Below are 12701 nucleotides of genomic sequence, written 5' to 3'. Positions count from 1 at the left end.
CCTTCAGAGTTGGCGCATGTGCGCCGCAAGTTGGTTGTCCAGGTAATCCGGGCTGGCGCCTAGGCCATCACGCACGCCGGCGATATCTTCGGCCGAGCGGTTCTGGCTGAGCTTGCGCGCGCCTTGCAGACGGGCGATAGGCAGGCGGATGCCGACGATGGCGCGCAACATGCCGTCGAGGTAGTCGGCGGGGGCGTCGGCGACCTTCCAGGGCACGTTGCGGCCCTGTTCGTGGCGATCGGTCAGGCGGCTGACGATCTGCAGCAGCGGCGTGGGGTCGTGGATCACTTCGGCCGTGCCGTAGGCGTGCACGGCAAGGTAGTTCCAGGTCGGCACCACCTTGGGGTTTTCGGCCTTGCTCGGGTAGTAGCTGGGGCTGACGTAGGCGTCGGCACCCGGGAACACCAGCAGTGCTTCGGCGCCTTGCTCCAGGTCCTGCCATTGGCGGTTTGCCCGCGCCAGGTGGGCATAGACGGTGCCGAACTCGCCCTCTTGGGTGTCGAGCAACACCGGCAGGTGCGTGGCCAGCAAGCCCTGTTCACCGTGGCTGACCAGCACGGCCAGACGGGTTTCGCGCATGTGCTGGTGCAAGCGCTCAAGGTCATGTTCCTGGTGGGGTTTGCTGTTGTACATGCGCAAGGTCCTTGTCGAATGGTTCCATCCTAGGCAGGCTATTGGTTCTGGGTAAGAGCCATTAATGACTGTTTTGATAGGTCCAATCTCATGAGCGAGCGCCCCCTCGTGTTGCCTTTCGATCCTGCGGGTATCGTTCTCGATCGTCGTCGTGGGCTCAGCCAGCAGCTGTACCAGGCCCTGCGTGCGCGGGTGCTGGATGGTCGGTTGAGCAGTGGCACGCGGTTGCCGGCCACACGGGATCTGGCGAACGTGCTGGCGCTGTCGCGCAACAGCGTGGTGCGTGCGTACGACCAGCTGTATGCCGAGGGCTACATCGAAAGCCGGGTGGGGGATGGTACTTATGTGACCCGGCTACCAAAACTATCCACACAACTGTCCACAGGGTTATCCCGGGGTTTATCAACAGGGTTATCCACATTTTCTTTGGAAAGCACTGAGGATTTATTCAGCAACACGCTGTCCAGTGCGCCATTGGAAAGGTTGAAAAGTAACCATCTGCCGCCGCCAAAAAGCGGTGCTCCGAAGGCATTTCGAGTCGGAATTCCAGCGTTCGATCTGTTCCCATTTGACGTGTGGGCCAAGCTGCAGGCGGGTTTCTGGCGCAATCCGTCGCCTGCGCAGCTGGGTTATGGCGACCCAGCGGGTGAACCAGTGCTACGCGAGCTAATAGCCGCCTATTTGCGCCGTTCGCGCGGCCTTTCCTGTACGGCTGAACAAATTGTGATCACCAGTGGTGCGCAACAGGCCATCAGCCTTTGTGCACAGTTGCTGTTGCAACCGGGCGACGGTGTGGCTGTGGAAAACCCGGGTTATCGTGCTGCTGGGCATACCTTCGCCGTAGCCGGTGGCAAGGTGACCGGCGTGCCGGTCGACGAGGAGGGCATGGATTGCCATTACCTGGAGCAGTTGACGGACTGCCGGTTGGCCTATGTCACGCCGGCGCACCAGTACCCGACCGGTGTGACCATGAGTCTGCCGCGGCGTCTGGCCTTGCTGGCCTGGGCCGAGCACAACGATGGCTGGATCATCGAGGATGACTACGACGGTGAGTACCGCTATAGCGGCGCGCCTTTGACCCCGCTGGCAGCGCTCGACCGCCAGGGGCGGGTGTTGTACGTCGGGACCTTCGGCAAGATCGCCTTTCCGGCATTGCGCCTGGGTTATCTGGTGCTGCCGCCACGGCTGGTCCAGGCGTTCAGTCAGGGGCGGGCGCTGGCGGTACGGCATTCGGAAGTGGGCACCCAGTGCGTGATGGCCGAATTCATGGCCCAAGGGCACTTCCAGCGGCACATCCGGCGCATGCGCAAGGCGGCGCTGAGCCGGCGCAATGTCCTCAAGGCCGGATGGCCTGTGGATGTGCCTGGGCTGGGTGCGATGCCTGAGGTGGCAGCGGGGCTGCATGTGAAGGTGGAGGTGGATAGCTTTGCGCGGGAGCAGGAGCTGGTGGCGAGGGCTGAGGCGGTGGGGGTGGAGGTGAACCCGCTGAGCAGTTATTGGCTGGAGGATAGCGATCTGCCTGTGGATAAGCGGGCAGGGCTGGTGCTCGGGTTTGCGGCGGTCCCTGAAGGGGAGATTGCCGAGTCCTTGTTGAAATTGCGCAGGGTGTGGAAAGTGTGAATGGGGCCGCGCAGCGGCCCCCGTTCTAAATCAGGTTCCGGACTTGATCCGTGTCCAGGCCCTGGTCCGCGCCCGCTCAGCCTCACGCGTCAACGGCTTGAGGGTATAAAGCTTGGCCATCGCCTCCGCCGTCGGGTACAGGTTCGGGTTGTTGCGAATCGCCGGGCTGACCTTGTCGGTGGCATCCTTGTTCGGGTTCGGGTAGCCGACGAAGTCGCTGATCGGCGCGATCACCTCAGGCCGCAGCAGGTAGTTGATGAATGCATGGGCATCCTCCGGGTTCGCCGCGTTCTTCGGGATCGCCAGCATGTCGAACCAGATCGGTGCACCTTCCTTGGGCAGGCGCATGTCCACCACCACGCCATTCTTCGCATCCTTCGCCCGGTTGGCGGCCTGCGAGAAGCTGCCGCTGTAGCCAACCGCCACGCAGATATCGCCGTTGGCGATGTCGGCCATGTACTTCGAGGAATGGAAGTAGGTGATGTACGGGCGGATCTTCAGCAACAGCGCTTCGGCCTTCTTGTAGTCGTCCGGCTTGTCGCTGTTGGGTGGCAAGCCCAGATGCTGCAGGGCTAGCGGCAGGATCTCTGACGGTGAGTCGAGCAACGCGACGCCGCACTGCTTCAACTTGGCGATGTTCTCTTCCTTGAAGATCAGGTCCCAGCTGTCGACCGGGGCCTTGTCACCGAGCACAGCCTTGACCTTGTCCGGGTTGAAGCCGATCAGGATCGTGCCGTACATGTACGGCACGGCGAACTTGTTGCCCGGGTCGTTGGCTTCGATCAGCTTCATCAGCGCCGGGTCCAGGTGCTGCCAGTTCGGCAGCTTGCTGCGGTCCAGCGGCTGGAACACCCCGGCTTCGATCTGCTTGGCGAGGAATACGTTGGACGGCACTACCACGTCGTAGCCGGAGTTGCCGGTGAGCAGCTTGGCTTCGAGCGCTTCGTTGGTGTCGAAGATGTCGTAGATCAGCTTGACGCCACTGTCCTTCTGGAAGTCGCTCAAGGTCTGCGGGGTGATGTAATCGAACCAGTTATACACACGCAGGGTGCGCTGCTCGGCGTGAGCCTGCAGGGCACCGGTGAACAGGGTGGCAGCGATGAACGGGGCGAGCAGACGCTTGAGTCGGACCATGATCAGGCTCCTGGCTGGGCGCGCTGGAAGCCTTCCAGCACATTGACTGCGTTGATACCGATTTCTTCCACAGCGTAGCCACCCTCCATCACGAACAGGGTGGGTTTGCCGAGCTGGGCGATGCGCTTGCCCATTTCCAGGTAGTCCGGGCTGTCCAGTTTGAACTGGGAGATAGGATCGTCCTTGAAGGTGTCCACGCCGAGGGAGATCACCAGCACGTCGGGGTCATAGGCGGCGATGCTTTGGCAGGCGTCCTCCAGTGCCGTGCTCCAGGCTGTCCAGTCACTGCCGGCGGGCAGCGGGTAATTGATGTTGCAGCCTTCGCCTGCGCCTTCACCCGTTTCATCGGCATAGCCGAGGAAGAACGGGAATTCATCCGTTGGATCGCCGTGGATCGAGGCGAAGAACACGTCGTTGCGCTGGTAGAAGATGTCCTGGGTGCCGTTGCCGTGGTGGTAGTCGACGTCGAGGATGGCCACCTTGGCGCGGCCCTGGTCGAGGAAGGCCTGGGCGGCGATCGCGGCATTGTTCAGGTAGCAATAGCCGCCCATGACTTCAGCGGCGGCGTGGTGCCCTGGTGGGCGGCACAGGGCGAAGGCAGAGTGAGCGCCTTGCTGGATGGCAGCCTGGGCGGTCAGGGCGACCTGCGCGGCGCTGTACGCGGCCTGCCAGGTGCCAGCGGTGATCGGTGCGCCGGCGTCGAAGCTGTAGTAGCCCAGTTCGCCATGCAGGCCGGTTGGTTTGACCTGGCGCAGGGTGCGCGCCGGCCAGGTGAATGGCAGCAGGTCGCCGTCGTGGCCGAGCGCGGCCCAACGCGCCCAGGCGCCCTGGAAGAAGTCGAGGTAGTCGGCGCTGTGAATGCGCTGCAGCGGTGCGCGGCCGAAATCGGTCGGTCCCTGAACGTCGCCGAGGTTGCGCTTTTTCACTTGTTCGAGGACATGGTCGGCGCGTGAAGGCATTTCGAAGCAAGGCATCAGCTTGCCGTCGATCAGCTCGCAGCGGCCATGGTGCAGGCGGTGATCATCGGAATAGATCGTCAGCATTTGTTGTTCTCCGGGGGTACTGGCGTAAGCCCATTTTCACGGGCGGCCCGGTGGCGGAGAACGACGCAAACGGCCAAAAGGGGATCGATGTGGCCAAGCTCGTTGGCCACCACAGGTCAACCGCGGAAGTGGCTGGGGGCGACACCGCTCCAGCGTTGGAATGCATGGCGAAAACTCGCAGTCTCGCTGAACCCCAGGGTCTCGGCGATGCGGTAGATCGGCATCTGCTCGTCGGCCAGCAGTTGCTTGGCCCGATCGAAGCGCAGCTCATCGAGCAGTTGTTGATAACTGCAGCCCAGTGCCTGCAGGTGCCGGCGCAAGGTCCGCGAGGAGCAGTTCATCTGCCGCGCCAGCCCCTCCAGGCCCGGCGCCGCATCCAGTTGTTGCAGCAAGAGCTGGCGGATTCGCCCAAGCCAGGCCTGGCGCCCGGTGAATTCCAGGTTCAGGCGCCGGCAGCGCTCGCTCATGGCCTTGTGGGTAATCGGATCGGCCAGCGGCAATGGCATGTCCAGCCAGCGCCGTTCGAAGGCAAAGGCGTTGTCCTCGGCGTCGAAGGCCAGTGGGCACTGGAAGGCGCCACTGTAGAGGCCATGGTAGCCGGGCCTTGGGTGCTCGAAGCGGGCGCCGAGCAGCGGCAGAGGGCGGCCGAGCAGGTCATCGCATATCACTTTCAACGACACCAGGCAGAACTCCGCATTGAAGGCGGCGAGGGCAGGGCTGTCATGGTATTCGCTGGCGCTGAACCAGACGCGCTGGCCATCATCGACCAAGCGCAGCTTGAAGACTGTTCCCAGCAGTGCCGGATAGTGCAGCGCCAGGCGCAAGGCGTCACCCAAAGTGGCACTGGAGAGCAGGGCGTAACCGAGCATGCCGTAGCACGACACATGCATGCGCCGGCCCAGTTCCAGGCCGATTTCTTCGCGCCGGGCCACGGCATTGGCGCAAACCTGCAACTCTTGCTGGGTGGTGATGCGTGCGTCGCTATGGCCCAGGTCGGCCGGGCCTATGCCGCTGCCGGCGAGCAACGTCGTCGCCTCGCAGCCTTCTTCCCGGAACAGGTTGAGGATCAGCGAAACCGCGTTGAGGGTGGTCAGGTGGCTGTGCAGCATGCTCGGTCATCCCGTGGGCCTGGGAGGCATTATGGAGCAAGTTGTGTGCCGATACCGGCACGGCATGGCTGGCGCGGTATTCATGAGGCGAAAAAAAAGGCCCGGAGCGTGCGCTCGGGCCTTTGAAAGGTTGAGAGGTGTCTAGTCCCTCGACCTGGTGAGACTGTTTGCAGCGGTCTGAGTTACGCCTTCAGCGGAACCAGACGTGGAGCGATCATGTTTTCCGGACGCAGGATGTCGTCGAGCATCGCGTCGTCCAGCAGCTTCTCTTCACGCACCAGTTCCAGTACGCCGCGGCCGGTTTCCAGGGCAACGCGAGCGATACGGGTGGCGTTTTCGTAGCCGATGTAAGGGTTCAGGGCGGTGACCAGGCCGATCGAGTGCTCGACCAGTTCACGGCAGCGCTGTTCGTTGGCAGTGATGCCGACGATGCAGTGCTCGCGCAGCATGTCCATGGCGCGCTGGAGCAGGCGGATCGAGTCGAAGATCTTGTAGGCGATCAGCGGCTCCATCACGTTCAGCTGCAGCTGACCACCTTCGGCGGCGACGGTCAGGGCCAGGTCGTTGCCCATGATGGCGAAGGCCACCTGGTTGACGGCTTCCGGGATAACCGGGTTGACCTTGCCTGGCATGATCGAGCTGCCTGGCTGACGTGCTGGCAGGTTGATCTCGTTGATGCCGGTGCGTGGGCCGCTGGACAGCAGGCGCAGGTCGTTGCAGATCTTCGACAGCTTGACCGCGGTACGCTTGAGCATGCCGGAGAACAGTACGAAGGCGCCCATGTCGGAGGTGGCTTCGATCAGGTCGGCAGCCGGTACCAACGGCTGGCCGCTGATGGTGGCCAAGCGTTGTACGGCCAGGGCCTGGTAGCCTGGGTCGGCGTTGATGCCGGTACCGATGGCGGTACCGCCCAGGTTGATTTCGGTCAGCAGTTCCGGAGCCAGCGAGCGCAGGCGCTGCAGGTCTTCGCTCATGGTGGTGGCGAAGGCACGGAATTCCTGGCCCAGGGTCATCGGCACAGCGTCCTGCAGCTGGGTACGGCCCATCTTCAGTACGTGGTCGAATTCCTTGCCTTTGGCAGCGAAGGCCTGGATCAGGCTGTCGAGGCTGGCCAGCAGGGCGTCGTGGCCCAGCAGCAGGCCCAGGCGGATAGCGGTCGGGTAGGCGTCGTTGGTCGACTGCGCCATGTTCACGTCGTTGTTCGGGTGCAGGTACTGGTACTCACCCTTCTGGTGGCCCATGGCCTCCAGCGCGACGTTGGCAATGACTTCGTTCGCGTTCATGTTGGTGGAAGTACCGGCACCACCCTGAATCATGTCCACCACGAACTGCTCGTGGTAATCGCCTTTGATCAGGCGGGCGCAGGCTGCACTGATGGCAGCGTGCTTGGCATCGCTCAGGTGACCCAGCTCACGGTTGGCGTCGGCAGCAGCCTGCTTGACCATGGCCAGGGCCACGACCAGCTTCGGGTAGTGCGACAGCGGAACACCGGAGAGATGGAAGTTGTTGGCAGCGCGCAGGGTCTGGATGCCGTAGTAGGCATCGGCAGGGACTTCAAGGGTACCAAGCAGATCTTTTTCGACGCGGAACGATGCAGCGGAGGACATGATGGATATCATCTCGATTTTGACCCGGCACATGCCGGAATGGCGCCAATCCTAGGCGTGAAGGGGATTTTGCGGCCAATGCTGTTGCACGCTAACCTATGCACAAACGGCATAGTGTTTCATGTGACGCCAATTGACATTCGAGCGTGTTCCATTTTGGTGCACGCCGGGAGATCTGCTTCATGAACCTCGAAAGCAAGTGGCTGGAGGACTTCAGTGCTCTGGCCTCCACCCGCAGTTTTTCCCAGGCGGCCGAGCGACGTTTCGTCACCCAACCCGCCTTCAGCCGGCGTATACGCAGCCTGGAAGCGGCGCTGGGGCTAACCTTGGTGAATCGTTCCCGCACACCGATCGAGCTGACCGAGGCAGGGCAGTTGTTTCTGGTCACTGCGCGTACCGTTGTCGACCAGTTGAGCGAAGTTCTCCGCCATTTGCATCACCTTGAAGGTGGCCAGGGTGAGGTGATCCAGGTGTCTGCCGCGCACTCCCTGGCATCTGGCTTTTTCCCTCGCTGGGTAGCCCAGTTGCGCAATGATGGTCTGAACATTGCCACCCGCCTGGTTGCGACTAACGTCGGGGACGCGGTGCATGCATTAAGGGAAGGGGGCTGCGACCTGATGCTGGCGTTCTATGACCCTGACGCCGCCCTGCAGATGGATGCCGAGATCTTCCCGTCGCTGCACATGGGCACCACCGAAATGCTTCCGGTGTGCGCAGTGGATACCGACGGCAAGCCGCTTTTCGACCTTGAGGCCGACAGCAGCGTGCCGTTGTTGGCCTATAGCGCTGGTGCCTTCCTTGGCCGTTCGGTGAACCTGCTCTTGCGCCAGCGCAACCTGCGCTATACCACCGTTTATGAAACCGCGATGGCCGATAGTCTGAAAAGCATGGCGCTCGAAGGGATGGGCATTGCCTGGGTGCCGCGCTTATCGATGCGCGGCGAACTGGAGCGTGGCGAACTGGCGATATGTGGTGGCACCCAATGGCATGTGCCGCTAGAGATCCGTCTATATCGTTGCGCCTTGGTGCGCAAGGCTAATGTCAGGCTGCTATGGCGCAAGCTCGAGTCGGCTGTCAGTCAGGGCGAGGCTTGACCGTCACTGTTGATGGCTACGCAGGTGCGCAACGATGTTCAGTCGATTGGCATCGCTGTAGTGGTAACAGTTTGATCGGTCCCAGGCGCGTTCCGGGTAGACATACGTCTCGCATTTGACCAGCAGCGGCGTCCTGATGGTTTCTGCGTGTTCATGAGTGGCCCCGAGCATGTGGCCGATCTCGTGTCCAAGGCTGGCGTAACTGGTGCGAGAGGCGATGGCGTAGTTGCCTTCGAACTGTGCCAGCCCTTGCAACGTGTTGCCGTTGTTGAGTAGCTCGTAGCCGTTCTCGGTCACCAGGATCGACTTGTTGATGCCTCCTGGATATTCCTGGAACCTGAGTTCGGCCACGGCGTTATGAAAGGCCTGAAGTGTCGATTGGGCATTGTTGCTTGCGGCGTATTCGATATCGGTGATGCCCGGAATATCGCGATGGTAGATCACCTCAATCGGCTGCGAGGTGAATGCGTGCATCTCGTCTTCCCAGTGTTTCAGGTAATCGCGGTACAGCGCTTGTTCACTGACCGATGCGAGTTCATCGTGCAGGTATACGTGGATGATCAGGGTTTCGCTGGCGATGGCTGCTGGCACGCGCAGGGCGCACGCCAGCAATATCAAGGTGGCGAGACTTTTGATGCAGGGCATGGTGGAACCTCCATTGTGGGAAGTGTTGAGATTCCGGCATCGCTGGCGCGAGAGGCACTTGGAAGGCCTGGCGCTTGGCTGGCGGACCGCAGAAAACTTGTCCCGCGAGACAGCTTGCCCTTTGATCTGACATGTGCTTATGGGGGTGGGCGGCCCGCCCAGAAATACGCTACAATCCCGCGCCTTCGACCGACCCGGTCGATTCAGAATCCGTATGACAAGCCACGCCGGTCCACCTGCGTGGCTTGTTGCTTTTAGCGCGCCAGAAGGCGCTTGCAGGAGAGGCTCGACGATGAGTGCACTGGTTGGCGTGATCATGGGCTCCAAGTCCGATTGGTCCACCCTTAGCCACACCGCCGATATGCTGGAAAAACTCGGCATTCCCTACGAAGTGAAGGTGGTTTCCGCCCACCGCACCCCGGACTTGCTGTTCCAGTACGCCGAAGAGGCCGAAGGGCGTGGCATCGAGGTGATCATTGCGGGTGCCGGTGGCGCTGCCCACCTGCCAGGCATGTGTGCCGCCAAGACCCACCTGCCGGTGCTGGGCGTGCCAGTCCAGTCGTCGATGCTGTCGGGCGTCGATTCACTGCTGTCGATCGTGCAGATGCCTGCTGGCGTGCCGGTTGCCACCCTGGCCATCGGCCGTGCTGGCGCCGTCAACGCCGCACTGCTGTCGGCGAGCATCCTCGGTGCAAAGTACCCGCAGTATCACGCGGCACTGAAGCAGTTCCGCACCGAGCAGACCGACACCGTGCTGGACAATCCAGACCCGCGCCAGGCTTGAGGCTGAACCCATGAAGATCGGTGTAATCGGTGGCGGCCAGCTGGGCCGCATGCTGGCCCTGGCGGGTACCCCGCTGGGCATGAACTTCGCCTTCCTCGACCCGGCGCCAGACGCCTGTGCCGCCGCGCTGGGCGAGCACCTGCGTGCCGACTATGGCGACCAGGACCACCTGCGTCAGCTGGCCGACGAAGTCGACCTGGTGACCTTCGAATTCGAGAGCGTCCCGGCCGAGACCGTGGCTTTCCTGTCGCAGTTCGTCCCGGTTTACCCGAGTGCCGAGGCCCTGCGCATCGCCCGCGATCGCCTGTTCGAGAAGAGCATGTTCCGCGACCTGGGCATCCCGACCCCGGCCTTCGCCGACATCCTCTCGCAGGCAGACCTTGACGCGGCAGTCGCCAGCATCGGTCTGCCGGCCGTGCTGAAAACCCGTACCCTGGGCTACGACGGCAAGGGCCAGAAGGTGCTGCGCAAGCCTGAAGACGTGGTCGGTACCTTCGCCGAACTGGGCAGCGTGCCTTGCCTGCTGGAAGGCTTCGTGCCGTTCACTGGCGAAGTATCGCTGGTGGCCGTGCGTGCCCGCGATGGCGAAACCCGCTTCTACCCGCTGGTGCACAACACCCACGAGAGCGGCATCCTGAAACTGTCGGTGGCCAGCCAGGCACACCCACTGCAGAGCCTGGCCGAAGATTATGTTGGTCGCGTGCTCAAGCAACTGGATTATGTCGGCGTGATGGCCTTCGAGTTCTTCGAGGTCGATGGTGGCCTGAAGGCCAACGAAATCGCCCCGCGCGTGCACAACTCCGGGCACTGGACCATCGAAGGCGCCGAGTGCAGCCAGTTCGAGAACCACCTGCGCGCCGTGGCCGGCCTGCCGCTGGGTTCGACCGCCAAGGTCGGCGAAAGCGCCATGCTCAACTTCATCGGCGAAGTGCCGGCGGTTGAAAAAGTCGTGGCCATCGACGGCTGCCACTTGCACCACTACGGCAAGGCCTTCAAGGTCGGGCGCAAGGTCGGCCACGCCACCCTGCGCTGCCAGGACATGGTCAGCCTGACGGCCAAGATTGCCGAAGTAGAAGCCCTGATCAGCAACTGATCGAACTTCTGCCTGGGGTCTGCTCTCTGAAAATGGCAACAACCCAAAGCGCTGTCTAGGCTTTGGCTTGTTCCATTTTCACTGCAGAGGGATTGCCATGGGCATCATTGGAACCATCTTCATCGGTCTTATCGTTGGCCTGCTGGCCCGCTTCATCAAGCCGGGCGACGACAGCATGGGCTGGATCATGACCATTCTGCTGGGTATCGCCGGTTCCCTGCTCGCCACCTATGGCGGCCAGGCGCTGGGGATCTACCAGGCAGGCCAGGCCGCAGGATTCATCGGTGCGCTGGTCGGTGCGGTCATCCTTCTGGTGATCTACGGATTCATCAAGAAACGCTGAATACTGGTTAGAATGCCCGGCAATTCATCCCGAGTTGCCGAGCATTTCCATGCGTGCCCTTTTCCTCATTCCGTTGCTTCTGGCCAGCACCCTGGCCCATGCCGAACTGCCCGAAACCGACTGGCTCGAGCTGATGCCCAAGTCGGACCAGAAGGCGCTCGAAGAGATGCCCGAAATCGACCACAACTCGCCGGAAGCCAATGGCACTTTCACTACCAAGGGCGGCCTCAAGCAGAGCAAGGGCCTGCCGGCGGTGATGTATTCGACCAAGACCGTGGCCGCCATGAACGGCAAGGACATTCGCCTGGGCGGCTACCCGGTGCCGCTGGAAAGCGACGCCAAGGGCAACAGCACCTTGTTCTTCCTCGTACCCTACCCGGGCGCGTGCATCCACGTGCCGCCGCCGCCGCCCAACCAGCTGGTGCTGGTGCGGTATCCGAAGGGCTTGAAGATCGATGACATCTACACACCGCTTTGGGTCAGCGGCAAGTTGAAGGTGGAGAAGGTCAGCAATGACCTGGCCGATGCGGCTTATGCGCTGGATGCGGGGAAGGTGAGGGTGGTGGAAGACGCCGACCTCTGATCGCCAGTACCGGCCTCTTCGCGGGCTTGCCCGCCCGCGACGAAGTTAATGCGGGAGTCAGATCTCAGCGCTGCCAATCCGGACCTGCAGCGATCGGCCGGCACCGGGTTTTAGCTCCACCACATCATCCCAGACATTTGCCGTCTCGATGCACAGCATCCGCTGCCAGCCGTCATCGGCCATGTCCGCCAGCTCCTTGGCCCGCTCGGTCCAGGGGTTCCAGATCACCGCCGAGCGCGACCCGCTGCAGGTCAAGGTGATCCGCCGCTTCCAGTGCGGATCGACAATGCTCAGAGTCTGCGGCGTATCCAGGTAGATCCGGTCGGTTTCCCCGGCAAACGTCAGCGCACCCTGCTGCTGGCGCTGTTCCCAGTCGGCGAGGGTCTCGATGTACTGCAGCCCCTCGACCCCTTCGACCCGCGCCTGGCGGACGTCGCTGACGGCAAAGTAACTGTGCAGGGCCTGGCTGATGGTCACGGGGCTGTTACCCGTGTTGCGGCTGGTCAGGGATATGGTGAGCGCGTCACCTAGGACGACCTGCAGCTTCAGCTCGACATCGTGCGGCCAACCCGGCAGGTCACCCTGGGCCTCTGGCAGCTCGAATTCGATGTGCAGGTCATCGTCTTTTTGTTCGACGCCCAGCAATTGCCAGTCACGCGTACGCGCCAAACCATGGGCGGGAGCTTGCTCGCCACGGTACATGGCCTGCACTGATGCGGGATTGCGCTGCAAGTTGCCAAACCATGGCCAGCACACCGGCACACCGGCTCGCACCGATTTGCCCTGGCGGAAGATGGCCTGGTCGCTCAGCCACAGCAGCGGTGGCTCGCCAACACGCTGGTAGCTGAGGATCTGCGCGCCCTGCTGGGCGATCAGTAGTTCGGCGTGGTCGCTGCTGATGCGCCAGCAGTTGAGTTCGCCGTGTTGCTCGGATTCGACCTTGAAGGTAGCCATTTCGCTCGTCTCATTGATTGCCTGTGGGCCCTTGGACCCGGTGACGTGCAATGAGTTTA

Annotated in this window: 13 protein-coding genes; 6 read left to right on the top strand and 7 right to left on the bottom strand. The window is 62.3% G+C overall.

What is annotated here, in order from left to right; translation table 11 throughout:
- Positions 1–3: 3 nt before the first annotated feature.
- Complete coding sequence (locus ACLEJU_RS08380; RefSeq protein WP_435421817.1) at positions 4–633, bottom strand: FMN-binding negative transcriptional regulator; 630 nt, start codon at positions 631–633, stop codon at positions 4–6.
- Between the two features lie 90 nt (positions 634–723).
- Between ACLEJU_RS08380 and pdxR the strand changes: the two genes are divergently transcribed.
- Positions 724–2253: a MocR-like pyridoxine biosynthesis transcription factor PdxR gene (gene pdxR, locus ACLEJU_RS08375; RefSeq protein WP_435421816.1), complete on the top strand. Its 1530-nt coding sequence runs from the start codon at positions 724–726 to the stop codon at positions 2251–2253.
- Positions 2254–2283: 30 nt separating this feature from the next.
- Here pdxR and ACLEJU_RS08370 read toward each other — a convergent pair whose 3' ends face one another.
- From ACLEJU_RS08370 to aspA, 4 genes are all read right to left on the bottom strand, one after another.
- On the bottom strand, positions 2284–3387 hold the full coding sequence (locus ACLEJU_RS08370) for a polyamine ABC transporter substrate-binding protein (RefSeq protein WP_103448436.1): 1104 nt from the start codon (positions 3385–3387) through the stop codon (positions 2284–2286).
- Positions 3388–3389: 2 nt separating this feature from the next.
- Positions 3390–4430 (bottom strand): histone deacetylase family protein, encoded by a 1041-nt coding sequence (locus ACLEJU_RS08365; RefSeq protein WP_435421815.1) that lies wholly within the window; start codon positions 4428–4430, stop codon positions 3390–3392.
- A gap of 116 nt (positions 4431–4546) precedes the next feature.
- A complete protein-coding gene (locus tag ACLEJU_RS08360) occupies positions 4547–5539 on the bottom strand; it encodes an AraC family transcriptional regulator (RefSeq protein ID WP_435421814.1) in 993 nt (330 codons plus the stop codon).
- A 182-nt stretch (positions 5540–5721) separates the two neighbouring features.
- Positions 5722–7146 carry an aspartate ammonia-lyase gene (gene aspA / locus ACLEJU_RS08355; RefSeq protein WP_435421813.1) on the bottom strand — a complete coding sequence of 475 codons (1425 nt, stop codon included), beginning with the start codon at positions 7144–7146 and terminating at the stop codon, positions 5722–5724.
- Positions 7147–7328: 182 nt separating this feature from the next.
- On the opposite strand from aspA, the gene ACLEJU_RS08350 reads away from it, so the two are divergent.
- Positions 7329–8240: a LysR substrate-binding domain-containing protein gene (locus ACLEJU_RS08350; protein WP_435421812.1), complete on the top strand. Its 912-nt coding sequence runs from the start codon at positions 7329–7331 to the stop codon at positions 8238–8240.
- Between the two features lie 3 nt (positions 8241–8243).
- Here ACLEJU_RS08350 and ACLEJU_RS08345 read toward each other — a convergent pair whose 3' ends face one another.
- Positions 8244–8885 (bottom strand): hypothetical protein, encoded by a 642-nt coding sequence (locus ACLEJU_RS08345; RefSeq protein ID WP_435421811.1) that lies wholly within the window; start codon positions 8883–8885, stop codon positions 8244–8246.
- 292 nt (positions 8886–9177) lie between these two features.
- Here ACLEJU_RS08345 and purE point away from each other — a divergent pair, with 292 nt between their 5' ends.
- The 4 genes from purE to ACLEJU_RS08325 all read left to right on the top strand — a co-directional run bounded on the left by purE (position 9178) and on the right by ACLEJU_RS08325 (position 11688).
- Positions 9178–9669 (top strand): 5-(carboxyamino)imidazole ribonucleotide mutase, encoded by a 492-nt coding sequence (purE, locus tag ACLEJU_RS08340; protein WP_003253304.1) that lies wholly within the window; start codon positions 9178–9180, stop codon positions 9667–9669.
- A 10-nt stretch (positions 9670–9679) separates the two neighbouring features.
- On the top strand, positions 9680–10762 hold the full coding sequence (locus tag ACLEJU_RS08335) for a 5-(carboxyamino)imidazole ribonucleotide synthase (protein WP_435421810.1): 1083 nt from the start codon (positions 9680–9682) through the stop codon (positions 10760–10762).
- 97 nt (positions 10763–10859) lie between these two features.
- The gene (locus tag ACLEJU_RS08330) at positions 10860–11105 is read left to right on the top strand and encodes a GlsB/YeaQ/YmgE family stress response membrane protein (protein ID WP_201199533.1); all 246 of its coding nucleotides are present in this window, start codon (positions 10860–10862) and stop codon (positions 11103–11105) included.
- Positions 11106–11154: 49 nt separating this feature from the next.
- Positions 11155–11688 (top strand): DUF3299 domain-containing protein, encoded by a 534-nt coding sequence (locus ACLEJU_RS08325; protein ID WP_435421809.1) that lies wholly within the window; start codon positions 11155–11157, stop codon positions 11686–11688.
- Positions 11689–11745: 57 nt separating this feature from the next.
- On the opposite strand, the gene ACLEJU_RS08320 is transcribed toward ACLEJU_RS08325, so the two are convergent.
- Positions 11746–12642 carry a D-hexose-6-phosphate mutarotase gene (locus tag ACLEJU_RS08320; protein WP_435421808.1) on the bottom strand — a complete coding sequence of 299 codons (897 nt, stop codon included), beginning with the start codon at positions 12640–12642 and terminating at the stop codon, positions 11746–11748.
- Between the last annotated feature and the right edge of the window lie 59 nt (positions 12643–12701).

The sequence above is a fragment of the Pseudomonas sp. SMN11 genome (genome assembly GCF_052041945.1).
GTDB lineage: Bacteria > Pseudomonadota > Gammaproteobacteria > Pseudomonadales > Pseudomonadaceae > Aquipseudomonas.
Note: the sequence above shows the minus strand (reverse complement) of the source record. Positions and strands in the feature narration are given on the sequence as shown.

Bases quoted from the DNA above. Each gene is read 5' to 3' on its own strand.
- pdxR (WP_435421816.1), top strand. From the start codon at position 724: ATGAGCGAGCGCCCCCTCGTGTTGCCTTTCGATCCTGCGGGTATCGTT.
- purE (WP_003253304.1), top strand. From the start codon at position 9,178: ATGAGTGCACTGGTTGGCGTGATCATGGGCTCCAAGTCCGATTGGTCC.
- ACLEJU_RS08320 (WP_435421808.1), bottom strand. From the start codon at position 12,642: ATGGCTACCTTCAAGGTCGAATCCGAGCAACACGGCGAACTCAACTGC.
- ACLEJU_RS08360 (WP_435421814.1), bottom strand. From the start codon at position 5,539: ATGCTGCACAGCCACCTGACCACCCTCAACGCGGTTTCGCTGATCCTC.
- aspA (WP_435421813.1), bottom strand. From the start codon at position 7,146: ATGTCCTCCGCTGCATCGTTCCGCGTCGAAAAAGATCTGCTTGGTACC.
- ACLEJU_RS08325 (WP_435421809.1), top strand. From the start codon at position 11,155: ATGCGTGCCCTTTTCCTCATTCCGTTGCTTCTGGCCAGCACCCTGGCC.
- ACLEJU_RS08370 (WP_103448436.1), bottom strand. From the start codon at position 3,387: ATGGTCCGACTCAAGCGTCTGCTCGCCCCGTTCATCGCTGCCACCCTG.
- ACLEJU_RS08365 (WP_435421815.1), bottom strand. From the start codon at position 4,430: ATGCTGACGATCTATTCCGATGATCACCGCCTGCACCATGGCCGCTGC.
- ACLEJU_RS08380 (WP_435421817.1), bottom strand. From the start codon at position 633: ATGTACAACAGCAAACCCCACCAGGAACATGACCTTGAGCGCTTGCAC.
- ACLEJU_RS08350 (WP_435421812.1), top strand. From the start codon at position 7,329: ATGAACCTCGAAAGCAAGTGGCTGGAGGACTTCAGTGCTCTGGCCTCC.
- ACLEJU_RS08330 (WP_201199533.1), top strand. From the start codon at position 10,860: ATGGGCATCATTGGAACCATCTTCATCGGTCTTATCGTTGGCCTGCTG.
- ACLEJU_RS08345 (WP_435421811.1), bottom strand. From the start codon at position 8,885: ATGCCCTGCATCAAAAGTCTCGCCACCTTGATATTGCTGGCGTGCGCC.
- ACLEJU_RS08335 (WP_435421810.1), top strand. From the start codon at position 9,680: ATGAAGATCGGTGTAATCGGTGGCGGCCAGCTGGGCCGCATGCTGGCC.